General features: G+C 37.5%; 22 protein-coding genes. 17 read left to right on the forward strand and 5 right to left on the reverse strand.

The genetic code is table 11. From position 1 onward, the window contains the following. Positions 1–25: 25 nt before the first annotated feature. From EZ449_RS16805 to gcvP, 4 genes are all read left to right on the forward strand, one after another. Positions 26–742, forward strand: a complete 717-nt coding sequence (locus EZ449_RS16805; RefSeq protein WP_131560983.1) for a pyridoxine 5'-phosphate synthase — start codon at positions 26–28, stop codon at positions 740–742. 125 nt (positions 743–867) lie between these two features. Beyond that, positions 868–1,758 (forward strand): EamA family transporter, encoded by an 891-nt coding sequence (locus tag EZ449_RS16810; RefSeq protein ID WP_131560985.1) that lies wholly within the window; start codon positions 868–870, stop codon positions 1,756–1,758. Positions 1,759–1,907: 149 nt separating this feature from the next. Next, positions 1,908–2,471 (forward strand): hypothetical protein, encoded by a 564-nt coding sequence (locus tag EZ449_RS16815; protein WP_131560987.1) that lies wholly within the window; start codon positions 1,908–1,910, stop codon positions 2,469–2,471. A gap of 539 nt (positions 2,472–3,010) precedes the next feature. Then, complete coding sequence (gene gcvP / locus EZ449_RS16820; RefSeq protein ID WP_131560989.1) at positions 3,011–5,887, forward strand: aminomethyl-transferring glycine dehydrogenase; 2,877 nt, start codon at positions 3,011–3,013, stop codon at positions 5,885–5,887. 11 nt (positions 5,888–5,898) lie between these two features. Here the strand turns inward: gcvP and EZ449_RS22720 are convergent, their stop codons facing one another. Then, complete coding sequence (locus EZ449_RS22720; protein ID WP_165499797.1) at positions 5,899–6,072, reverse strand: hypothetical protein; 174 nt, start codon at positions 6,070–6,072, stop codon at positions 5,899–5,901. Positions 6,073–6,612: 540 nt separating this feature from the next. Here EZ449_RS22720 and EZ449_RS16825 point away from each other — a divergent pair. Then, the gene (locus EZ449_RS16825; RefSeq protein ID WP_131560992.1) at positions 6,613–10,476 is read left to right on the forward strand and encodes a TIM-barrel domain-containing protein; all 3,864 of its coding nucleotides are present in this window, start codon (positions 6,613–6,615) and stop codon (positions 10,474–10,476) included. Between the two features lie 454 nt (positions 10,477–10,930). Here the strand turns inward: EZ449_RS16825 and EZ449_RS16830 are convergent, their stop codons facing one another. After that, on the reverse strand, positions 10,931–11,293 hold the full coding sequence (locus EZ449_RS16830) for a VOC family protein (protein WP_131560994.1): 363 nt from the start codon (positions 11,291–11,293) through the stop codon (positions 10,931–10,933). A 356-nt stretch (positions 11,294–11,649) separates the two neighbouring features. Here EZ449_RS16830 and EZ449_RS16835 point away from each other — a divergent pair, with 356 nt between their 5' ends. Beyond that, positions 11,650–12,234, forward strand: coding sequence for a YceI family protein (locus EZ449_RS16835; RefSeq protein ID WP_131560996.1), 585 nt, complete (start codon positions 11,650–11,652; stop codon positions 12,232–12,234). 468 nt (positions 12,235–12,702) lie between these two features. Here the strand turns inward: EZ449_RS16835 and EZ449_RS16840 are convergent, their stop codons facing one another. Further along, positions 12,703–13,467 carry an MBL fold metallo-hydrolase gene (locus EZ449_RS16840; RefSeq protein ID WP_205943029.1) on the reverse strand — a complete coding sequence of 255 codons (765 nt, stop codon included), beginning with the start codon at positions 13,465–13,467 and terminating at the stop codon, positions 12,703–12,705. Between the two features lie 52 nt (positions 13,468–13,519). On the opposite strand from EZ449_RS16840, the gene recJ reads away from it, so the two are divergent. From recJ to EZ449_RS16880, 8 genes are all read left to right on the forward strand, one after another. Then, positions 13,520–15,220: a single-stranded-DNA-specific exonuclease RecJ gene (recJ, locus tag EZ449_RS16845; protein WP_131561001.1), complete on the forward strand. Its 1,701-nt coding sequence runs from the start codon at positions 13,520–13,522 to the stop codon at positions 15,218–15,220. Positions 15,221–15,279: 59 nt separating this feature from the next. After that, on the forward strand, positions 15,280–16,020 hold the full coding sequence (gene lptB / locus EZ449_RS16850; RefSeq protein ID WP_131561003.1) for an LPS export ABC transporter ATP-binding protein: 741 nt from the start codon (positions 15,280–15,282) through the stop codon (positions 16,018–16,020). Positions 16,021–16,029: 9 nt separating this feature from the next. Further along, entirely contained in the window at positions 16,030–17,553 is a 1,524-nt protein-coding gene (locus EZ449_RS16855; RefSeq protein ID WP_131561005.1) for a GH3 auxin-responsive promoter family protein, read from the forward strand. Between the two features lie 30 nt (positions 17,554–17,583). Further along, positions 17,584–17,988, forward strand: a complete 405-nt coding sequence (locus EZ449_RS16860) for a hypothetical protein (RefSeq protein ID WP_131561007.1) — start codon at positions 17,584–17,586, stop codon at positions 17,986–17,988. A gap of 96 nt (positions 17,989–18,084) precedes the next feature. Beyond that, on the forward strand, positions 18,085–18,519 hold the full coding sequence (locus tag EZ449_RS16865; RefSeq protein ID WP_131561010.1) for a YkvA family protein: 435 nt from the start codon (positions 18,085–18,087) through the stop codon (positions 18,517–18,519). Next, a complete protein-coding gene (locus EZ449_RS16870) occupies positions 18,500–18,823 on the forward strand; it encodes a DUF2752 domain-containing protein (protein WP_131561012.1) in 324 nt (107 codons plus the stop codon). The genes EZ449_RS16865 and EZ449_RS16870 overlap by 20 nt, the downstream gene beginning before the upstream one ends. A 5-nt stretch (positions 18,824–18,828) precedes the next feature. Further along, entirely contained in the window at positions 18,829–19,302 is a 474-nt protein-coding gene (locus EZ449_RS16875) for a CCC motif membrane protein (protein WP_131561014.1), read from the forward strand. Positions 19,303–19,398: 96 nt separating this feature from the next. Beyond that, positions 19,399–19,809, forward strand: coding sequence for a BrxA/BrxB family bacilliredoxin (locus EZ449_RS16880; RefSeq protein WP_056088318.1), 411 nt, complete (start codon positions 19,399–19,401; stop codon positions 19,807–19,809). An 83-nt stretch (positions 19,810–19,892) separates the two neighbouring features. Here EZ449_RS16880 and cdaA read toward each other — a convergent pair whose 3' ends face one another. Both cdaA and folP read right to left on the reverse strand, forming a co-directional pair. Beyond that, positions 19,893–20,684 carry a diadenylate cyclase CdaA gene (cdaA, locus tag EZ449_RS16885; RefSeq protein WP_131561016.1) on the reverse strand — a complete coding sequence of 264 codons (792 nt, stop codon included), beginning with the start codon at positions 20,682–20,684 and terminating at the stop codon, positions 19,893–19,895. An 82-nt stretch (positions 20,685–20,766) separates the two neighbouring features. After that, positions 20,767–21,618, reverse strand: coding sequence for a dihydropteroate synthase (gene folP / locus EZ449_RS16890; protein ID WP_131561018.1), 852 nt, complete (start codon positions 21,616–21,618; stop codon positions 20,767–20,769). Between the two features lie 99 nt (positions 21,619–21,717). Between folP and EZ449_RS16895 the strand changes: the two genes are divergently transcribed. The 3 genes from EZ449_RS16895 to EZ449_RS16905 are packed head-to-tail and all read left to right on the forward strand — an operon-like array spanning position 21,718 to position 24,469. Beyond that, the gene (locus EZ449_RS16895) at positions 21,718–22,263 is read left to right on the forward strand and encodes a DUF1599 domain-containing protein (protein ID WP_131561020.1); all 546 of its coding nucleotides are present in this window, start codon (positions 21,718–21,720) and stop codon (positions 22,261–22,263) included. Continuing rightward, on the forward strand, positions 22,263–23,414 hold the full coding sequence (locus tag EZ449_RS16900) for a BT_3928 family protein (RefSeq protein WP_131561022.1): 1,152 nt from the start codon (positions 22,263–22,265) through the stop codon (positions 23,412–23,414). The genes EZ449_RS16895 and EZ449_RS16900 overlap by 1 nt, the downstream gene beginning before the upstream one ends. Further along, complete coding sequence (locus EZ449_RS16905; RefSeq protein ID WP_131561024.1) at positions 23,414–24,469, forward strand: ABC transporter permease; 1,056 nt, start codon at positions 23,414–23,416, stop codon at positions 24,467–24,469. Before EZ449_RS16900 ends, EZ449_RS16905 begins: the two co-directional genes overlap by 1 nt. Positions 24,470–24,533 lie beyond the last annotated feature (64 nt).

Here is a 24,533-nt window from a genome sequence, read left to right on the forward strand (position 1 = left end):
AGGAGCAAAGCCTTATCTTTGCTGTATGACAAAGTTATCGGTTAATATCAATAAAATTGCTACGCTTCGTAACAGTCGCGGCGGTAATAATCCTGATTTGGTTAAGGTTGCCTTAGATTGTGAGCGTTTCGGTACACAGGGAATTACGGTACATCCCCGCCCTGATGAACGCCACATTCGCTATCAAGATGTTTACGATTTAAAAGCTGCAATTGCTACGGAATTTAACATTGAAGGTAATTGCAGGGAAGATAAATTTGTCGATTTAGTTTTGGCGAACAAGCCTGCCCAAGTTACTTTAGTGCCAGATGCTGAAGGTCAGATTACATCAAACCATGGTTGGGATACCATTAAGCATAAGGATTATTTAAAAGAAATGGTTTCTGTCTTTCAAAAGGAAGGCATTCGTGTTTCCATTTTTGTTGACCCTGTAGTTGAAATGGTAGAAGGTGCTGCTGAAACAGGTACGGATAGAATTGAGTTGTATACCGAAGCTTATGCGCACAATTATTACGGGGATAGAGAAAAAGCAATCGTTAATTATATTGCAGCAGCTCATCATGCTAATCATTTAAAGCTGGGTATTAACGCCGGTCATGATTTAGACCTGCACAACCTGCATTATTTTGCTCAAAGCATCCCCGGTTTATTGGAAGTTTCTATTGGTCATGCGCTAATTAGCGATGCGCTTTATTTGGGATTAGAGACTACTGTTCATAAATATTTACAACAACTTGCTTAGTTTTAACCGCAAAGACTGCAAAGAAATTTGGCGCAAAGAAACGCAAAGTTAGGTGCTTAGTTTAAATTCAGCTTTGCGTGTCTTTGCGTTTTACTTAGTGTTCTTTGCGGTTAACCCTTAACTATATGCTTAAAGGAATTCTCCTTGTTTTTTTCGGTGCCTGCAGTTTCGGCATCCTTTCCACTTTTGTAAAACTTGCCTATCATGATGGTTACACTTTAGGTGATGTTACCGGTGCACAAGCATTTTTTGGGGCTGTGATTTTATGGGTTTTGTTTTTCTTTCAGAGCAGAACCTCAGCTTACAAAGCCAAAGAAATTAAGTTGATTACACCATGGTGGAAGATGATTCTTGCGGGAACTTGTACAGGTTTGGTTTCCGTATTTTACTATCAATGCGTTAAATTGGTTCCAAACTCGGTTGCGATTATATTGTTAATGCAATTTATTTGGATGAGTATTTTACTGGAATTAATCATCTATAAAAGGAAACCGACAGGTCTGCAGTTTTTGGCCATTCTTTTGGTTTTAGGCGGAACAGTTTTGGCCAGCGGAATGATTGAAACGAGCATCTCTAGCATAAATGTAAAAGGTATTGGCTTTGGCCTACTGGCTGCAATTTCTTACGCAGGCTTTTTAATGTTGAGTGGTAGAATTGGAAATGAATACCCGGCATTAAAGAAAAGTGCGCTCATGATTACTGGTGCTTGTATTTTAATCTTCCTAATTTTTCCGCCAACATTTCTATTTAATGGTGCACTAAATGGAAGTTTGTTAAAATGGGGCTTAATTATTTCCGTTTTCGGGACGGTAATTCCACCATTGTTTTATGCGGAAGGTGTGCCACAAATTGGGACGGCTTTAAGCTCGATCTTGAGTGCAGCCGAACTACCGGTAGCCGTAATGATGGCAGGCTTTGTGTTGCAAGAGCAGGTGTCTTTTTTGCGTTGGGTGGGTGTTTGCGTAATTTTATCGGCAATGGTTATGCCAAATCTGAAGTATTTGAAGAGACGTTGATGTTTAACCGCAAAGAAAGCAGAGTTGAATGCGCAAAGATCACAAAGCTGGGTGCTCAAATTTTTTACTTCTCTTCCTTTGCGAAAAACTTTGTGTTCTTTGCGGTTAGAATAAAAAATTAAATACCTTTAAAAAGCAAAATCATAAACATGAAAAAACTTACCATTTATATTTTATCATTCATCATTATTGGCTTCGCCGGATGTAAAACCAAAACCACCATTAATCAGGATGAGGCTGGTGAAGTAATTACTGATTATTTAAAAGCTAATCCTGAATATAAAACTGCTCGTTTTAACTTCGGAGAGATAAAGTTTAATAGCACAAACGATATGTTTGAGCTTGGAAAATATAAATCTTTAGCAAGCAAAGGATTGATAACACTAAGTTTAAAAGAGGCTAAGAAGAAATTTCTTTCAAAGGATAGCAGTTTTGTTTATCAAATCACATTAACGGATAAAGCGAGTCCCTTGGTTTTAAAACAAGATGGCAATAAGGCGACGGTAAAAGTTGTTACTTATGTTTTAGCCGATGAAAAACCCGTAGATTTTGCTCAGGTTAATTCTAGCACTGCAAAGGTGACGGTTTCGCTTAAAATGGTAACTACCGATTTTGAGCCTTTCGATAAAGATGCAAGCAAGAATAGCAACTTCATCACTAAAACTTACAAGTTAAAGTTGAGCAAGGATGAAGGCTGGAAAGTGCAGAAGTAATATAAAACTTAGATTGCCCTTGGCTAATGCCGAATGGCATGAAAAGCTAAAGCCAATATGGTTTATGCTGCAGTGTTAACTCTTAAACAGTAAAGCTAAACTTTATTTTGCAAATTCATTTTCGTCTGCTTTAGCAGACGGAACGTTGAGCAGGTGCAACGGGCTCTAGCCAAAATTGGCGCTTTGCAAACTGTGTTTTTTGCAGTTTCCTGATTTTCTAAACCCGACCGCCGCGAAAATACTTTTGTTGCTTTAAAAAGTTACTAACTCTTCTGAGCTAATCGTAATTAGAGTTAGTAACTTTTGCAATAAAAGATTGTAGCAAACGGCGGGAACAAACTTTAATTTCTGTACAGTCGTTGCTTTCCAAATAAATAGAATTCAAACAAGAATAAACAAACGTTTGTCCTGAAAACACAGCTTAAAATCTACTTTTATACTCGCTTTTAAACGTAAATAAGACACCTTTTTTACATAGGTAAATAGCAAAAAACAATTCCGAAATTCTTACCTTTGCGCCATCTTATTATTCATATAGCATGAGCTTAAATATCCACTACAAAGAAGAGTTTCAAAACCGACATATTGCGCCAAATCAAGAAGATACTGAGGCGATGTTGCAAACCGTTGGCGTAAATTCAATTGATGAACTGATTGAACAAACAGTTCCGGCAGCGATTAGGTTAAAACAGCCTTTAAATTTGCCGCCAGCGAAATCGGAAACGGAATATCTTGGTGCTTTAAAACAAACTTCATTGTTAAATAAAGTTTTCAAAAGCTTTATTGGTCAGGGTTATTATGATACGATTACGCCTGGTGTAATTTTGCGTAACGTATTTGAAAATCCGGGATGGTACACACAATACACGCCTTACCAAGCAGAAATTGCGCAAGGTCGTTTACAAGCGTTATTAAATTTCCAAACGATGGTTATCGATTTAACCGGGATGGAAATTGCCAATGCATCACTTTTAGATGAGGGTACAGCTGCGGCTGAGGCCATGTTTATGCAATATAGTACACGTAAAAATCAAGCTGCGAAAAAATATTTCGTATCGGAATTGGTTTTCGCTCAAACTATAGATATTTTAAAAACCCGTGCCAATCCTTACGGAATAGAATTGATTATTGGAAGTCATTTGGATTTCGTAGCTACCGAAGATTTCTTCGGAGCAATTGTTCAATATCCGGCAGGAAATGGTGAGGTTTTCGATTACAAAAACTTTGCATCAGAACTTCATAATCAAAATATTAAATTAACAGTTGCAGCTGATATTTTAAGCTTAACCTTATTAACGCCTCCGGGCGAATGGGGCGCTGATATTGTAGTAGGTACCACGCAACGTTTCGGTATTCCGATGGGTTTTGGCGGACCGCATGCAGCATTTTTCGCAACTAAAGAAGAATATAAACGTTCAATCCCTGGTCGTATTATCGGTGTAACCATCGATAGTCATGGCGATTACGCTTTACGTATGGCTTTGCAAACCCGCGAGCAACACATCCGTAGAGATAAAGCGACTTCAAACATTTGTACGGCGCAGGCTTTATTAGCAATTATGGCTGGTTTCTATGCAGCTTATCATGGTCCGAAAGGCTTAAATGCCATTGCAGAACGTACACACGGTTTGGCAATCAGCTTGGCTTCTACACTTAAAAACTTAGGCTACGAACAGTTAAGTTCTGTTTATTTCGATACGATTCGTTTCGAATTGGGCGATTTAAAAGGCGGCATCCAATCAGGATGTATTGATAACGAAATCAATTTAAACTATACAGGAAGCATCGCTACTATTTCTTTCGATGAAACCAGCACTTTTGAAGATGTGGCTTTGATTGCTAAAATCTTCGCAAAGGTTAAAGCAATTGCTGCTGATGAAGTGGAAGTTGTAGAAAACGTAGAAACGGTTATTCCAACGGAATTACAACGTACTTCAACCTATTTAACACACCCAATTTTCAATTCGCACCATTCAGAACATGAAATGTTGCGTTACATCAAATCTTTAGAGGCAAAAGATTTATCGCTTTGCCACTCCATGATTGCTTTGGGTAGCTGTACCATGAAATTAAATGCAACTGCAGAAATGATTCCGGTTACCTGGTCTCATTTTGGTCGAGTTCATCCATTTGCTCCAGCCGACCAGGTATTAGGTTATTATTCGGTTTTCAATGAGTTAGATAAATGGTTAAGTGAAATTACAGGTTTTGCAGCAATGAGTTTACAGCCAAACGCTGGTGCGCAAGGCGAGTATGCTGGTTTGATGGTTATCCGTGCTTACCACCACGATAGAGGCGATTTCCACCGTAACGTAGCTTTAATTCCTGCATCTGCTCACGGTACAAACCCTGCTTCTGCAGCAATGGCCGATATGAAAATCGTTGTGGTAAAATCGTTGGAAAACGGTAACATCGATGTTGAAGATTTAAAGGCAAAAGCAGAATTACATAAAGACAATTTATCTTGTCTGATGGTAACTTATCCGTCAACTCACGGCGTATTCGAAGAAAGCATTATCGAAATTTGTGAAACTATTCACGCCAACGGCGGACAAGTTTACATGGATGGTGCGAACATGAATGCACAGGTTGGTTTAACAAGTCCGGCTAATATTGGTGCCGATGTTTGTCACTTAAACTTGCACAAAACTTTCTGTATTCCTCACGGCGGTGGCGGTCCGGGTATGGGCCCAATCGGTGTGGCGAAACACTTAGTGCCTTATCTTCCTGGTCATGCCGTGGTTGATATCGATAAAGGAAAATCAATTTCTGCGGTTTCATCTGCACCTTGGGGTTCAGCATCAATCTTGATTATTTCTCACGCTTACATCGCCATGATGGGTGCTGAGGGATTAACCAATGCTACTAAGTACGCGATTTTAAACGCAAACTATATGAAAGCTCGTTTAGAGCAACATTATCCGGTGCTTTATTCTGGCGCTCAAGGTCGTTGTGCACACGAAATGATTTTAGATTGCCGCTCATTCAAAGCTTTCGGAATTGAAGTTACAGATATTGCAAAACGATTAATGGATTACGGTTTCCATGCACCAACGGTTTCATTCCCGGTTGCGGGTACTTTAATGGTTGAGCCTACAGAATCGGAGCCTAAACATGAGTTAGATCGTTTTTGTGATGCTTTAATTGCGATTAAAAATGAAATTACCGAAGTAGAAAATGGAACATTAGATAAAGTTGATAATCCACTTAAAAATGCACCTCATACAGTTTCGGTAATCACGGCTAATGAATGGGAGCATGCTTACAGCCGTCAAACAGCTGCGTTTCCGCTTCCTTATGTGTTAGAGCGCAAGTTTTGGCCATCCGTTGGTCGTGTTAACGATAGCCATGGCGACCGCTCATTAATTTGTGCTTGCCCGCCTGTAGAAAGTTATTTGGAAGAAATAGTTCCATAGGCCTCACCCTATTAAAGTTTGAGGTAATTGTCGTTTTGTGCAAGTCCCTCTCCAGAAGAGAGGGAACCAAAGATTGCGATTTGAACCATTAGGTTTAATGTTGTGTCCTCAAAACCCTCTCTTCTGGAGAGGGATGCTAAAGCATTTGCCAAAGCACAAACTTTCATTGGGTGAGGCCAAATCATCTGCAAGTTTTATGAATTCATTTTCATAAAGCTTGCAGATTTTTTTTGTTTATCCCCTTTCTGCACCTTGCTATCCCCTTTTGGAGGGGGCTGGGGGAGGATTTTTTTAATTTTAAAGTTTTTTTTTGGAAATGAGCGTCAGTATTTCAACGGAAACACCAGCCCCGCCATTCGTTTCGATCTTATTAAACAACTCCTGTCATTCTGAGGCACGAAGCATCTGTTTCATCGGTTGCAGGTGCTTCGTGCCTCAGCATGACAGCATATTCAAGGTTGCTGCAATCTAAAATATTTCCACTGTTGTCGAGTTTATAAACAATGGTTAAATGCCACGAATTACTAATCTAAAGGCCTTGGTTCGTGTCCTCACGAACTAAAGAGATTAAAAACTGCGCAAACGTTTTCGTATCATTCTCATTACTGCGATTATTTGGAGTTGCTTTTAGTAATTTTATCTTAAGGGAATAAGTCTTTAACTAACGATTTTTAACAGCTTAAATGCCTTTTTTTCTAACTCTAAACATCAAATAAACCTAAATAATGATTAACCAATCTTTAAGTCGGCAGTTAAAATATTCCATCTTATTTGTTTGCACATTTATCTTTTTCAGCATTTGTGTACAAGCTCAAGACAGAAAAAAAACTGAAGTTTCGCAAAGTTCAAATCCTGAAGTAAGCAAAGTTGTAGGTGCCAAAAAAATAAGTTCAACTACTGTTGAAGTTTTGTTTGCAAACGGCCAAAAATTAACTTTCGATTTCTATGGAAATAATATCTTTCGTCTTTTTCAGGATAATTCAGGAGGTGTAATGCGTGACCCTGAGGCTAAACCTGTGGCAAAAATTCTGGTCGATAACACGAGAAAAAGTGTTTCAGGCCTAACAGTAGCCGAAGAAAATAATTCAGTTTTCATTTCAACGGGCGAAGTAAATATTCAACTCGATAAAAATACCTCATCACTAAAAGTTTTTAATCAGAAAACCAAAGCTTTGGCTTTTGAAACTTTAAAGCCAATTGTTATTGAAAAGACGAATACCACATTAACCATCAAAGAAAATCCTGATGAATATTTTTATGGTGGTGGTGTGCAAAATGGTCGCTTTTCTCATAAAGGCAAAGCCATTGCCATCGAAAATCAAAACAGCTGGACAGATGGAGGTGTTGCCTCACCAAATCCTTTTTACTGGTCTACCAATGGTTATGGAATTATGTTCTACACTTTTAAAAAGGGAAAATATGATTTCGGTGGCAAAGAAAAAGGCTTGGTTAAACTATCGCATGAAACCAATTACCTTGATGTTTTTGTAATGGTTAATGATGGGGCTGTTCCTTTGTTAAATGATTTTTATCAGCTCACAGGTAATCCTGTTTTACTTCCAAAATTTGGTTTTTATCAAGGACATTTGAACGCATACAACCGCGATTTTTGGAAAGACGATGATAAAGGAATTCTATTTGAAGATGGGAAAAAATATAAGGAAAGTCAAAAGGATAACGGTGGAGTTAAGGAATCGCTAAATGGCGAGAAAAACAATTATCAGTTTTCGGCTCGTGCGGTAATCGACCGATACAAAGCCCAAGATATGCCCTTGGGCTGGATATTACCGAATGATGGTTACGGCGCAGGTTATGGGCAAACGGAAACGCTTGATGGCAACATTCAAAACCTAAAGAACTTTGGCGATTATGCCCGAAAAAATGGTGTAGAAATCGGCTTATGGACTCAATCTGACCTCCACCCGAAAACAGGTGTTAGTCCGCTTTTGCAAAGGGATATTGAAAAAGAAGTAAAAGATGCAGGTGTTCGTGTTTTGAAAACGGATGTGGCTTGGGTTGGTGCAGGCTATTCTTTCGGTTTAAATGGTGTCGCCGATGTAGCCAAAATTACCTCTACTTATGGCAATAATGCCAGACCGTTTATTATTTCTTTAGATGGCTGGGCCGGGACTCAGCGTTATGCGACCATCTGGAGCGGCGACCAGACAGGTGGTGTTTGGGAGTATATCCGCTTTCATATTCCAACTTATATTGGTTCAGGTTTGTCAGGTCAGCCGAATATTACTTCGGATATGGATGGTATTTTTGGAGGAAAAAACGGTACCATAAATACCAGAGATTTTCAATGGAAAACCTTTACGCCAATGGAATTGAATATGGATGGCTGGGGTGCAAATGAGAAATATCCGCATGCTCTTGGCGAATCTACAACATCCATTAACCGCAATTATTTAAAGCTTAAATCAGAACTTATTCCATACACTTACAGTATTGCAAAGCAAGCAGTAAATGGCTTGCCTATAATCAGGGCGATGTTTTTGGAATACCCAAATGATTATACAAAGGGTAAAAGAACACAATATCAATACCTATACGGGCCATCATTTCTGGTAGCTCCAATTTATCAGGCTACAAAAGCAGATGAAAAGGGAAACGATATTCGTGATGGCATTTATTTGCCCGATGGAATATGGGTTGATTATTTTACAGGAGAGAAGTTTGAGGGCGGACGAATCATCAATAACTTTGACGCCCCTGTTTGGAAACTTCCTGTTTTTGTTAAGAGTGGAGCCATTATTCCTATGGCAAATCCAAATAATAATGTTGCGGAAATCAATAAAAAACTTCGTGTTTTTGAAATCTATCCTGCTGGAAAAAGTTCTTTTACTGCTTATGATGATGATGGAATTACCGAAGCCTACAAACTTGGAAAAGGCACATCAACTTTAATTGAAAGTGATGAAGAGAATAAAAAGGTGAAGATTAATATTTCAACAACTCAAGGTGATTTTGATGGTTTTATAAAGGAAAAAGCTACGGAAATAAGAATTAATGTAACTGAAAAACCTAAATCCCTTTCAGCAAAAATTGGTAAGGAAAAAATTAAACTTAAGGAAGTTAATTCTCTTGTCGATTTTTCAAAATCAGAAAATGTTTATTATTATGATGCTGCGCCAAATTTCAATCAGTTCGCTACAAAAGGAAGCGATTTTGAAAAGGTTATCCTAACGAAGAACCCACAGGTTTGGGTAAAGTTAGCTCCTATCGATGTAACAGCAAATGCAACAACGATAGAAATTCAGGGATTTGTATTCGAACCATTGGATAAGCAAAAGGTAAAAACAGGTGTATTATCAGCACCACAAAATGTCAAGGTTAGCGACAAAAATAGCGAGGCTTACACTTTAAAACCTAGCTGGAGTAAAGTGGATAACGCTGATAATTATGAAATAGAATTCAATAAAATGCTTTACAGCACCATTAAAGATACCACTTTGTTGTTCGATGGTTTAAATCCCGAAACAAATTACAACTTCAAAATTCGTTCGGTGAATATGGATGGCCATTCTGATTGGTTTACATTTGAAGCAAAAACTGATGCCAATCCACTGCAATTTGCAATCCAAGGGATAGTTGCAGAAACCACAGCTAAAAATCAGGAGGGCGAGGAAATTGCCAATCTTTTTGATTTTGATGAAAGTAATATGTGGCACACCTTGTGGGGTGCTAAATCTGTTCCTTTTGAAGTGGTGATGGACTTACGTTCGGTTAACCAACTGGAGAAATTCAACTATGTTCCGCGACCATCACGTGGTAATGGTAACCTATTAAAGGGTACTGTTTATTACAGCAACAATAAAGAAAATTGGACAACTGCAGGAACTTTTGAGTGGGCAAATAACGGCGATGTTAAAACATTCAACTTCGCAAACCAACCAACGGCAAGATATATTAAGTTGGCGGTTACTGATGGAGTTGGTGGTTTTGGCTCGGGTAGAGAATTGTATGTTTTCAAGGTTCCTGGAACTGAAAGTTATTTGCCTGGCGATATTAACAACGACCGCCTGATTGATAGAAATGATTTAATCTCATACATCAATTATACAGGCTTGAAAAAAGGTGATGCCGATTTCGAGGGTTACATCAGCAATGGAGATATTAATAAAAACAACGTTATTGATGCTTATGATATTTCGATTGTGGCAACACAATTGGATGGAGGCGTAAAAGATAGCAATGCAGAAAAGCTAAGTGGGAAAATCGAAATCAGTGTACCAAAACAAAACTATGCAAAAGATGAAACGGTTGAAATCACGGTAAAAGGAATCAACTTAAGTTCTGTTAATGCTTTGAGTTTTGCCTTACCTTACAACCCACAGGATTTTGAGTTCGAAAGCGTAAAAACTATTTCAACCAACTCAATGGAAAACCTAACTTACGATAGGCTTCATACTGATGGTAGCAAAGTGCTTTACCCAACTTTTGTTAACGTGGGCAATAAGGAAACGATTAGCGGCACAAAAGATTTATTCATCATCAAACTGAAAGCCAAACGAAAAGTTAAATTTGAACTTAAGGCGATTGATGGATTATTGGTTGATAAAAAACTGAATTCGGTTAAGTTCTAGGATTTAATAATGCTTTTGCCATGGTCTGTGTCTTCATAGACCATTAAATTTTACGTGTAAACTTCGGTCTGTGGGGACACAGACCGAGGGCGTTTGATGTTGTCATTCTGAGGGATAATTTATGTGATAAAAATCAATACGTGTAATGTCTAAAGCGGTCGTCATTGCGAGAAACTATTCTTCATAGTTTCGTGGCAAACTCATTGCTACTTGTACATTGTAAAAGAGAAAGGTGGAGATTGCCACGAATATTACCGATGAAGAATCGGAGAATATTCTCGTAGGGACCGAAAACGTAAATGGTAGGAACGAAGAATCTTCAAGTAATAGAAACTACCTTAAATAAATTACTGAACTAAATTGGTTCGTTAAATTAAGCAGTGCTAATCGGTTGCGGATTCTTCATTACATTCAGAATGACAGTTTAATTTTGAGGTTGTTGCAAGTATAAAGCTTAACTAAACTCCCCAAAGTGCCACAAAATTCCAGCTGGGTCGTGCAGAAAACATTCTTTACCCCAACTCTCAACTCTGATTGGCGTTAACCTTACATTTTCATATTTACCTGGTAAATCAAGCGCCAAAAGTTCATCATAAAATCGATTGACATCATCAATCTCCATAAAAATCATGGTGTTATCTACCCAATCTTTAACGTAGGCATTTTGCAAATAAAAAGCCATGTTACCACTTTTAAAAACTGACATGCTGTCGCCTAGTGTTACTTCCTCGAAACCTAAATCACGGTAGAAACTTCTTGATGTTTCAAAATTTTTAGCGCCTATAAACGGGCGTATGGATTTTGCGTTGTGCTTCATAATAGAAAAAATTATACTCCAAGGTAATTATTTAACATCAATTTACATCCTGCAACCTTAAATAGGGGCAGTAAATTAATGTGTTTTAAACGGGATTGATTGATATCCTTTTGGCTGTCATTCTGAGCGCAGTCGAAGAATAGCCAAAAGATTTAACGGAAAGCCCGACTAACAATAATATCTAATCTGTATTTGCTTTTCAAATTAAAAAGAAACTTATTAAACCCCAACTACATTTTTTAGTCAATAGGGAAGTTTTATATAAACTGTTGGTTTTTGAAAATCTTAACATACATCAACGGCGTTAATAAAATGCATTACTTACATTTGTATCATAAATTAAAAAAACCAAAGAAATGAAATCAAAAATCTCTTCAATCTTTTTATTAGTTGCAGTTGTGTCATTATCAGCTTTTACAACTATTAAACCAGTTACTTACACAGTAGATGCAGCAAAATCGACCATTACTTGGGTTGGTAAAAAAGTTACAGGTTCACATAATGGAACAATCGCTTTACAATCAGGTACCCTTATTGTGAATGGTAAAAATGTAACTGGTGGCACTTTCACTATCGATATGAACTCGATTAAAGATGCCGATGGTAGTGCAAAATTAGAAGGTCACTTAAAAGCAGACGATTTTTTCGGTACAGCTAAATTCGCAACTTCAACTTTCGTAATTACTAAAGTTGCTGGTTCTGGTGCAAACGTAACGGTAACAGGTAATTTAACCATTAAAGGAATTACTAAACCATTAAGTTTCCCTGCAACTGTAACTGTTAATGCAGATGGAACAGCTTCAGCTTTAGCGGGTAAAATCACTGTAGATAGAACTAAATACGATATCCGTTACGGTTCTAAATCATTCTTTGATAGTATTGGCGACAAAGCAATTGATGATAACTTCGAAATCGGAGTGAAATTAGTGGCTAAAAAATAATTTTTCCGAAACGGGAATAGAAAAAGGTTTGCTCTTCGGGGCGAACCTTTTTTGGTTTAAAGCTTTATTAGGATTTTGGAAAGCAATACCTGTGATTTTTATGATTGTTTGTTCCCGCCATTCGCTACAATCTTTTTATTGGCTTCTGTCATACTGAGGCACGAAGCATCTGTTTCATCGGTTGCAGATGCTTCGTTCCTCAGCATGACAGTTTATTCAGGGTCGCTGAAAATAAAAAGTATTTTCGCTGCTGTCGGGTTTAGAAACCACAGAACTGCGAGAAACGCAGATTGCAAATTGCAGGTTTGGCTAAAGCCTTGCTCGTTTTATTTTATTTTCCGTCAGTTAAAACTGACGGCAATGAAATTTATCGCCAATCGGTTTTGCCAGCTTTAGTCTGTTTGCTTTAGCCTTTGAGCTTTAGTCTTTCACCCTAAACCTTTCGCCTTTCTACCCTCTGCCTCAAAATTATCTTATCCTAAATCCGCCCTCAACCACATCAACAAAGCCCGTTGCGGCACTTTTTCCATGGTAGAATAAACATTCCCAGTTTTCTTCTGCAGCACGTTTACCAAATTCCTTGCGTAATTCCATCGCCTTGCGACCATCGAAATCATATTTGGCAATAAAGTTTTTAATCAGTTCTTCAGGCTCAGGCAAAACATCGCCACCGAAAAATACTTTTTGATTTCCCTCCGTTAAAAGAAAAACCTGGTGATTTGGGCAATGTGCGCCCGTAAACTCGAAAGCTATCGTTTCATCTAAATTGGCATCGCCCTCCACAAATTTTAATTGTGCATTACGTTGCAGGTATTCAAAAATATCAGTGTGGTAAGATGAAGAAGTGCTGCTAAAAGCCGTTTCCCATTCGCCACGATTAATTACATATTCTGCATCAGGGAAACTGAGTTCAGTTTTATCGCCAAGTTTATGAATCATGCCTCCAGAATGGTCGTAATGTAAATGCGACATTAAAACCTTGGTAACATCAGTCGGGTCGAAACCTGCATTGCGAATATTTTTATGCAAAATTAATTCGCCATGGTCATCGCTGAAACCGAGCCCTGTATCGAATAAAATTAAGTCGTTTCTCAGCTCAACTAAAAAAGGTTGAACGTTAATGAATAACGAGCCTGGTCTGTCTTTAAAACTATGAATGGTAGAATCGAAAGGAACAAACTTCTTTGATGCATCAACAGAAAAGGTGCCCTCGAATAAGGTATGAACTTGCAAAATGTAGAGATTTAAATTAAAAAAGTATATTTACTGTTCGGAAACAAATATAATGGAAAAAAGATGGGTGCTGACATCAAATTGCAATGATGACACGGTAAAGAAAATAGCGGAACAACTTAATATAGATCTCTCACTTGCTAAAATATTAGTACAAAGAAACATTTGCGATTTCGATCAGGCTAAGTATTTTTTTAGGCCAGATTTAGATCATCTTCACGATCCTTTCTTAATGAAAGACATGGATAAGGCCATCGAGAGAATCGAAAAAGCTTTAACAACACACGAAAAAATTCTTATTTATGGTGATTATGATGTTGATGGAACAACCTCAGTTGCATTGGCTTACAGTTTCTTTTCTCAACTCACAAAAAATATTGAATACTACATTCCAGATCGTTATTTAGAGGGTTATGGAATTTCTACAGCAGGCATCGATTATGCCAATGAAAATGGTTTTTCCTTGATTATTGCTTTAGACTGTGGTATTAAATCGATCGATAAAATTGATTATGCTAATACTTTTGGAATCGATTTCATTATTTGTGATCACCATTTGCCAGGCGACGAATTGCCAAAAGCCATTGCTGTTTTAGATCCAAAACGTACTGATTGCGAATATCCTTTTAAGGAATTAGCTGGTTGTGGAATTGGTTTTAAGCTGGCACAGGCTTATGCGCAAAAGCACAATCTTCCAAAAGAAACATACCTGCAATACCTCGATTTGGTAATGGTAAGTATCGCTGCCGATATCGTTCCTGTAGTCGGCGAAAATAGAATTTTGGCTTATTATGGACTCAAAAAGCTGAACACCAATCCATGTGAAGGTTTACGGGCTTTGATGGAGGTTTCGGGCAAAACGGAGAATTACACCATTACTGATGTGGTTTTTACTTTAGGTCCACGGATAAACGCTGCGGGCAGAATCGACCACGCCAAACATGCAGTTGCGATGTTGCTTTGCCAGGTTGATGGAAATGCTTTGGAACAAAGTGTAGAAATCAATCTAAAGAACACCGAGCGTAAAACGTACGATCAGGACATTACACGAGAGGCGCTAGCTTTAATTGGCGACAGTGAAATTCTAATCAATAAAAAAACCACCGTTGTTTTTAATGAAAATTGGCATAAGGGAGTAATCGGAATCGTGGCTTCGCGTTTAACGGAAAAATATTATCGCCCAACCATCGTGTTAACAAAATCTAATGGTCATGTTGCAGGTTCTTGCCGATCGGTTGTGGGCTTTGATTTATATGAAGCATTAAGTGGTTGTGCCCATCTTTTGGATCAATATGGCGGGCATAAATTTGCTGCAGGTTTAACCATGCAACAGGATAATGTGGTTGCTTTTGCAGATAAGTTTGAGGAAATTGTTTCAGCTTCTATTACCGAAGAGCTCTTAACGCCCATGATTAAAATTGATGCTGAGATTGAATTGGCGCAAATTGATGGTAAGTTTTATCGTGTGTTATCGCAAATGGGGCCTTTCGGACCAGAGAATATGGCGCCAATTTTTGTTACGCATAATGTTTACCTGGCTCAGCACGCAATGGCAGTAGGTGCTAATCACTTAAAAATTAATATAAAGCAACAAAATTCGCCTATTTTTGAAGGTATCGCTTTTGGTTTGGCAGAATTTCAAAATCTTTTACAACCAAAAGTGCCATTTTCTGTTTGTTATACGTTAGAGGAAAATGTGTGGAGAGATAAGAAGCGTTTGCAACTTAATGTTAAAGGAATAAAAGTTAATTAATTTAAACTTCGAATAAACCTCGCAGGTTTTTAAAACCTGCGAGGTTTAGAATAAAATATATGATATTAAGAGCCGAAAATCTGGTTAAAAAATATAAGCAGCGTACCGTTGTAAATGATGTTTCTTTCAGCGTAAGCCAAGGCGAAATTGTTGGTTTGCTTGGACCGAATGGTGCTGGAAAAACCACTTCGTTTTACATGATTGTAGGTTTAATAAAACCAAACGAAGGGCGTATTTTTTTGGAAGATGAAGACATTACCGAAGATGCAATGTACCGTAGGGCACAAAAAGGCATTGGTTATTTGGCACAAGAAGCATCTGTTTTTAGAAAGCTGACCGTGGAAGATAATATCCTTGCGATCTTAGAAATGAGCAGCATGACAAAGGAGGAACAGAAAGATAAGTTGGAGGAATTAATTAACGAGTTTAGTTTGCACAAGGTTCGCAAAAATCGTGGTGATTTATTATCTGGAGGAGAGCGCCGTAGAACAGAGATTGCTCGTGCATTAGCGGCAAATCCTAACTTTATTCTATTGGATGAGCCTTTTGCTGGAGTAGATCCAATAGCGGTTGAGGAAATTCAAAGTATTGTTGCAAAATTAAAACACAAAAATATAGGTATTTTAATTACTGATCACAACGTTCAGGAAACACTTTCCATTACGGATAGAGCTTATTTACTATTCGAAGGAAAGATTCTTGAGCAAGGTGTTCCAGAGGTTTTGGCTGAAAATGAGATGGTAAGAAAAGTTTATTTAGGAGCTAACTTCGTGTTGAAGCGTAAGAAATTTGACGTTTAATAAAGGCAAATGGCATTTGTAAATTCAATTTTTACTTGGTTAATGAAAAAGCGGATTCATCAGATCGAGCTTTTTATGAAATATCCTCAAGATGTTCAACAGGAGTGGTTTCATACCTTAATAGATAGTGCAGAAAATACCGAGTGGGGAAAACTGTACGATTATAAATCAATTTTAACGCCACAACAATATCAGGAACGTGTTCCAATTCAAAATTACGACACGCTAAAACCTTACATAGAGCGTATGCTTGCTGGTGAGCAAAATATTCTCTGGCCATCAGATATTAAATGGTTCGCAAAATCATCTGGCACTACCAGCGATAGAAGTAAATTCATTCCCGTATCTCAAGAATCCTTGGAGGAATGCCATTTTAAAGGTGGTAAGGATATGCTTTCCATCTATTGCAATAATCGGCCAGATAACCAGATGTTTACGGGCAAAGCGTTGGTTTTAGGTGGAAGTCACCAAGTAAACCAACTAAACGAAGATTGTTTTTATGGGGATTTATCAGCGGTGCTGATTAAAAACTTACCGATTTGGGCTGAGTTTTATCGCACCCCAGATATGTCTATCGCCCTAATGGATAATTACGAAATTAAGATGGATAGAATGGCAGAAGCGACTATTCACGAAAACGTAACCAGCATCTCTGGCGTTCCAACGTGGACAATCGTTTTGGCTAAAAAGGTTCTCGAACTCACTGGAAAGAAGAATTTACTAGAAGTTTGGCCAAACTTGGAATTGTACATTCATGGGGCAGTAAATTTTGCGCCTTATCGTGAGCAGTTCAAACAGCTCATCCCATCAGATGATATGTATTATCTGGAAACCTATAATGCATCTGAGGGTTTCTTCGGAATTCAAGATCAAGATAATTCTGAAGAGATGTTGTTGATGCTGGACTACGGTATTTTCTATGAATTTATCCCGATGGAAAATATTGGACAGGAAAATCCAAGGGCCTTACTTTTGGGCGAGGTTGAATTGAACAAAAACTATGCAATTGTAATTTCAACTAATGGTGGTTTGTGGCGATATATGATTGGCGATACCATTCAATTTACGTCACTTTCTCCATACAGAATTAAGATTACTGGTCGTACAAAACACTTCATTAATGCCTTTGGCGAAGAGGTAATTATTGATAATGCAGAGCAAGCCTTAATGAAAGCCTGCGAGGTTACTGGAGCAGAAATTAAGGATTACACCGCTGGACCGATATATTTTAAAGATGAAAAAGCAGGTGGCCATGAATGGATTATCGAATTCGATAAACAACCGAATGACTTCGAGAAATTTATTGATGTAATGGATCAAACTCTGCGTGAGGTTAATTCAGATTATGATGCCAAACGGTTTAAGGATATGGCTTTGTGTAGGCCGTTAGTACATAATGCGCCAGCAAATACATTTTACAATTGGTTAAAAGCCAAGGATAAATTAGGTGGACAGCACAAAGTTCCACGATTGGCTAATGAGCGCAAATACGTTGATGATATTTTGGAAATGCTGAAATCTGCTGCGGCTTAATTATGATATAGTTTAACCAAATTAATACCCATGAGAGGAATATTTTTTTTATATATCTTCGGATTCTTGAATTTTGTTGGAGTAGCCCAGATTAAAGAGAGTAATAAAGCTAAAATCGCATATAAAATTGTAGAAACTTCTCTGCGATGTAAGTCACTTACCAAAGGGCTTTTTGAACGAATTATTAAAAATGGCGGAACTTCATACGGTGTAATGCTGGAAACCAGCCCAAACCCTAAAACCTATCCTTCGCAAGGATATTCAGCAACCTATAACTTTAATCTGCACGAAAGTTATTCAGACAGGATGCCAATAATTGCAAGGTTCGTTTTTGATCCTAAGAAAAAACAGCTTTATGAGGAAGATACAGCTAATGATAAATTGATTCCGATTTCCTTTAATAAAAACTTGCTAGTTTCATTCGACAAAAAATGAGTTGCATTTTTAAAAACATAATAGATAGCCGCTGCTTTCATACGAATATTCGTATAAAGCTCAACCTTTTGGCCGTTAATTTGTAATGTTATAATCATGAAATTGAACAGACAAAAGATATTAGATTTCTTTAAGAAATCTGAAAATAGGGCAACGGTAATTTTAAAGGATAAGTCGAAAGCCAACGATACCATAAAAGATGCGCTAGGTAAGGCTGTCACAAATAAGGGTGATTTAGAGGGAGTATGGTCAAAAATGGTATTATTGTTTGCCGTTTCTAAAGATTACGTGAACGGCGATTACACTGAGATTCCCAAAAAATCGATAATAGCGATTTTAGGAGGTTTGGTTTATTTTCTTTCGCCAATTGACATTGTTCCAGATTTTGTGCCTGTTTTAGGTTTTATAGATGATATTTTTGTGTTGAACCTTGTTTACAGACAAGTGCTTAAGGATTTGGAAAAGTATAAAGACTGGAAAGATGCTCAAATTAAAATCATTGGTGATGTAGATGGATCGTCAGCTTCATAACTTCCTCGATTGGCTTGGCCATCATCTTTTTGCCTGTCCGTTTAAGACTCACTTTGGCTTTGACTGCCCTGGTTGTGGATTTCAGCGATCGGTTTTATCATTACTTAAGGGAGATTTATTAGAATCGTTTAAGCTCTATCCAGCCACAATTCCATTGTTGTTTATTTTTATCTATACCATCGTTCATCTTCGAATGGATTTAAAAATTGGAGCACAAGTAATAAAAATTGCTTTCGCCGGGGTTGCAGTAATTATCTTAATCAATTACATTTACAAAATATACAACCATCAACTTATCAGCTAATCAACATGTCAGAAGAACAGGAAAACCCTCAAGAAAATCGCCCTATTGATTTAAATAAAAATGAAACGCCACCATTTGGCCCATTAAATTCTGGTCCGAGTGTGCCGCCACCTTTCCAGCAACCTCCACCGTTTGGGCAATTTCCCGGTGGAATGGGCATGGGACAACAGAACTTGCCAAATGCTACAGCAGCCTTGGTATTGGGAATAATCGCTATCCCAGCTTGTTGTTTTTATGGTGTTTTCGGTTTAATATTTGGTGTTATTGCATGGATTTTAGGTGCAGGTGATGTTAAGAAATATAATCTAAATCCTAGTCTATATACAGAGTCTTCCTACAAAAATGCAAAAGCTGGAAAAATCTGTGGAATGATTGCTACAATACTAAGCGTACTTTTTATCGTGTTTGTTGTGTTGATAATAGCAGGAGCGATTACCAATCCAGAAGCTTATGACAAGTTTTTTAAAGGATTTAACTAAGTGCTAATTTTACCTTAAAAATATAAATCGGATGGTGCATGCCATCCGATTTTCTTATTTTTGTACATTCAAATTGTAAATAAAAAACTCAAGATAATGTATCCAGAATATTTAGTAGAACCAATGCGTAAGGAATTAACTAACGTAGGTTTTGAAGAATTAAAAAACGCACAAGAGGTTGATCAAGCCATTAAAGGCGAAGGAACTGTATTGGTTGTGGTAAATTCAGTATGTGGTTGTGCGGCAGCAAATGCTCGTCCGGCGGCTAGAGCAGCAGCAGCGCATGAAAAACATCCAGATAAATTAGTTACTGTATTTGCAGGAATGGAAAAAGAAGCGGTAGATCAAGCTAGAAATTACATGATGCCTTTTCCTCCATCTTCTCCAGCAATGGCTTTGTTTAAGGATGGTAAATTGGTTCACATGATTGAGCGCCATCAAATTGAAGGCAGACCAGCACAAATGATCGCTGATAACTTAATTGGTGCTTTCGAACAATACTGTTAAGAAAAGGATTACACAGATTATTATGATTACACTGATTTGAGCTTCTTGAATCTGTGTAATCTTTTTATCTGTGTAATCATCTTCTAAAAATCCTTATTAAGCAACTTCTCAAGCTCCCCAAAAGAAACATTCATTCTTACCCTGCCTTGTTTGGCATAAGAAATCTCCCCAGTTTCTTCTGATATAATTACAGCTACTGCATCGGTAGTTTCAGAAACCCCAATTCCAGCCCTGTGCCTTAATCCAAACTGCGATGGTAATTGATCGTTATCTGTTAAGGGTAAGATACAGCTCGCACTTTTAATCTTATTTTCAGAGATTACAACAGCCCCATCATGTAAGGGGCTGTTTTTTTGGAAAATACTTTCCAATAAGCGTTTAGATATTTTTGCCTCCACAACCTCGCAACTATTGGCGAAAAATTGCTCGTCGTAAAATTTAACGAAAACAATTAGTGCACCTGTACGTGTTTTTTTCATTGTTTTACAAGCATCAATTATCGGTTTTATGCGTGTAAGGTTATTCCTTTCGATTTCTTTTCTTCCAAATAAATATCCCCACCAAGCTTTATTCTTTTGCAAGAACGCGTTCTTTCCAATAAGAAGCAAGAATCGGCGAATCTCAGGATGGAAAATAACAATCAATGCAATAATGCCCACACTCATAAATTTCTCAATAATCATAGTGAGTAATTTCATGTGTAAGGCATCAACAATATGATAGAATATCGCAATAATGAGCATCCCAACGAGGAGATTTACAGCTAAAGTATTGCGTATAAGCGTATAAACGTAGTAAATTAAAAGTGCCACGAGCACAATATCCACAGCACTTGTAACATCAAATTTTAAGAAATCGAAATCTAAACCTTTCATTAGCGACAAGATAGCAAAACAGTTTTCAGTTTACAATTTTCAGATCATATTTGGTTATCAAATAATAATTAACCAATGGTTTTTACCTAAGCATCCCAACTAACTTTATGCACTCAACTGCTTCCTTTACATCATGTACCCTTAAAATTCCAGCGCCTTTTTGTAGCGCAATGGTATTTAAAACTGAAGTTCCATTTAATGCCTCCGCGGCACTTGTTCCTAAGATTTTATGAATCATTCCCTTGCGGGAGAATCCAACTAAAATGGGCAACTTAAATATTTCAAAGGCTTCCATTCGGTTGAGCAAATCGTAATTGTGTTCGATAGTTTTGCCAAATCCAAATCCAGGATCGATAATTACGTCATGAATATTGAGAGCCTTTAAAGCTGCTATTTTCTTCCCAAGGTAATCGATCACATCCAACAGAACATCATTGTAAACTGGATTCTGCTGCATCGTTTGGGGCGTCCCTTGCATGTGCATCATGATGTATGGAACTTGTAATTTACCCACCGTTTCGAACATTTGTTCATCCATATCGCCCGCGGCTATATCGTTAATAATGTGCGCTCCGGCTAAAATCGTTTCCTCCGCAACTTTCGCCCTAAAGGTATCAATAGAAATAATCGCTTCTGGAAATTCTCTTACTAAGCTTTCGATTACAGGAATGAGCCTATTTAACTCTTCATCAGTAGTAATATCTTTTGCACCCGGTCTGGATGAATATCCGCCAATATCTATAAAGGTTGCACCCTCATTTAAAAATTGTTCGGTTTTTTTAATGGCTTCTTCTATGGTTTTTGTTCGGCTATCGCTGAAAAAGGAATCGGGTGTAATATTCAATATTCCCATCACCTTTGGTGTACTTAAATCGATTAATTTCCCCTTGATATTTAAGCTTTGTTTAGCTTTAAAAAAGTTTTTTTCTGCCATAATAAACCCTTTCGGGATTTGGGTTTCGCTTTAAAAATGTATCTTTAGCCTTTGTCTTTTCAGAACAAAAATACACTAAAAACTAAATAATTATTGGCTTTGGCACAAACAAATACCTCTGTAGAATTTGATGAAGTGATTGCGGTTTGCAGATCATTATTTTTAAAAAAGACCAAAGATTATGGTACTGCGTGGCGCATTTTAAGGCTCAGCTCTATCACGGATCAAATTTTTATTAAGGCACAGCGTATCCGTACCTTGGAAGAAAAAAAAGTGAGCAAGGTAGGGGAGAACACCACTTCAGAATACATTGGGATTGTTAATTATTGCGTAATTGCGATGATGCAGTTGGAGCTTACAGATGCCGATCCAAATGAAATGCCTTTTGCTCAAGTAGAAACTTCTTTTGAAGAAAAGGTAACAGAAACCAAGGATTTAATGTTTGCCAAAAACCACGATTATGGTGAGGCTTGGAGAGATATGCGCATTAGTTCCTTAACAGATTTAATTTTGATGAAGATTTTTAGGGTGAAGCAAATTGAAGATAACGAAGGACAAACCCTGGCTTCAGAAGGTGTAAAGGCAAATTATCAAGATATGCTAAACTATTCGGTTTTTGCATTAATTAAATTAGGTGTTAAATAATGAGAGATAAAATATTAGGCTTTTCCAGATTTTTCGTCGGCGCATTATTCATCTTCTCAGGCCTTATAAAAGCCAACGATCCGCTTGGATTTGGCTATAAACTGCAAGAATATTTCGAAGTGTTCCACATGAACTTTCTAAGTGGAGCAGCGACTGGAATTGCAATCTTACTCTGTACGCTGGAAATTGTACTTGGGGCTTTGTTGCTCTTAGGTTTTTGGAGCAAAAAAGTTGCGTGGGGTTTGTTATTACTCATCATCTTTTTCACGTTATTAACTTTTGTTTCAGCTGCATTTAAAGTGGTAACAAGTTGTGGCTGCTTTGGCGATGCTATTCCGCTTACACCTTGGCAATCGTTTGGAAAAGATTTAATTTTATTGGTGCTCATTATTATTATTTTCATCAATAAAAATCATATTCAACCTTTATTTAAGAAAGAATCTACCCAGAGAAATATTGCCATTGCTGTAACCGCAATCTCTTTAGCTTTTGGCTTGTTTACCTACAACGTGCTTCCAATTATCGATTTTCTACCCTATAAAGTAGGTGCGCACATACCATCATTAATGGTTATTCCTCCCGGAGAAAAGCCAGATGAATTTGAGATTATGTATCACCTGAAGAATAAAAAAACCAAGGAAGAAAAAGATTTAAGCGATAAGGCTTATTTAAAAACAGAGATTTGGAAAGATAACAATTGGGAGATTATTGGAGAACCTATAAAACGCTTGGTTAAAAAAGGCTTTGAACCAAAAATTAAGGATTTAATTATCACCGATGCATCGGGTACGGATTATACGAAAGAACTGATTGAAAATCCTTACTACAGTTTAATTTTTGTTGCTTATGATCTCAATAATACAAACGAGCAAGCCATAGGTAAATTAAATGCTTTGGCCATAAATGCCACTCAACAATTTAATATTCGTACGGTTTTATTAACTTCAAATTCAGCTCAAGATGCTGAAGCCTTTATTAAAAGGAATAATCTTTTTTCAGAGGTTTTTTATGCTGATGCCGTACCCTTAAAGAGTATGGTTCGGGCCAATCCTGGAGTCTTGCTTTTAAAAAATGGCGTAATTGTTAATAAATGGAACAACCACAATGTTCCAACTTTCGATCAGTTAAGTAGAAAATACTTCGATAAATAATGATTGGTTACGCACTAAAAAAACTGATGTATGGTTTTCTGGTTATGGCCGGAGTAATATTGGTGGTTTTCGTGCTTTTTAATATCTTACCTGGTGATCCAGCACGAATGACAATGGGGCAACGGTCTGATGTTCAATCTTTAGAGGCTGTGCGAAAAGAGTTTGGTTTGGATCGTTCAAAACCAATGCAATTTGTTTTGTATATAAACGATCTATCGCCTATTAGTTATTTGGATAATGATAGTACAACTCAAAAGAAATATCATTACGCCAAAATAGTTAGTTTCGATAAAAAAGCTTTAGTGGTGAAGTGGCCTTACTTAAGGAGTTCGTATCAAACCAAACGAGATGTAACGGCAATATTATCAGAGACTGTTCCGAACACATTTATTTTGGCGCTTACCGCCATGGTTTTTGCAACAATTATTGGTGTGTTTCTAGGTGTAATCTCAGCAGTTTACAAGGATTCTTGGATTGATAAATCGGCTAATGCATTTGCAATTGTAGGTATTTCTGCACCATCATTCTTTGCGGGAATTATTATCGCCTGGCTTTTTGGCTTTGTTTTAAGTGAATATACTGGCTTGAAAATGAGCGGCAGTTTATATTCTTATGATCCCTTTAATGGCGAAGTATTGACGCTAAGAAATTTATGGCTTCCGATGATAACCTTGGGTTTAAGGCCTTTGGCGATTATTGTGCAATTGACCAGAAGTGCCATGTTGGATGTTTTGGCTCAAGATTATATTCGTACAGCAAGAGCAAAAGGATTGGGCAGAAATGCAATTATTTATAAACATGCTTTAAAAAATGCGATGAATCCTGTAATCACAGCAATTTCTGGCTGGTTTGCGTCATTGCTTGCTGGATCATTTTTTGTAGAATATATTTTTGGTTACAATGGATTAGGAAGAACAACTGTTGCGGCATTAGAAATGTCTGATTTTCCCGTCGTAATGGGATCGATACTTTTTATCGCTTTCGTTTTTGTGGTGATTAATATATTGGTGGATATTCTTTATGCTTATGTGGATCCAAGAGTAAAATTGGCTTAACCCCCCAGCCCCCTGAAGGGGGAGTGAAAAGCATGTAGGAAACACATGAATTAAAAAATATAAC

Source organism: Pedobacter frigidisoli (assembly GCF_004331675.1).
GTDB lineage: Bacteria > Bacteroidota > Bacteroidia > Sphingobacteriales > Sphingobacteriaceae > Pedobacter > Pedobacter frigidisoli.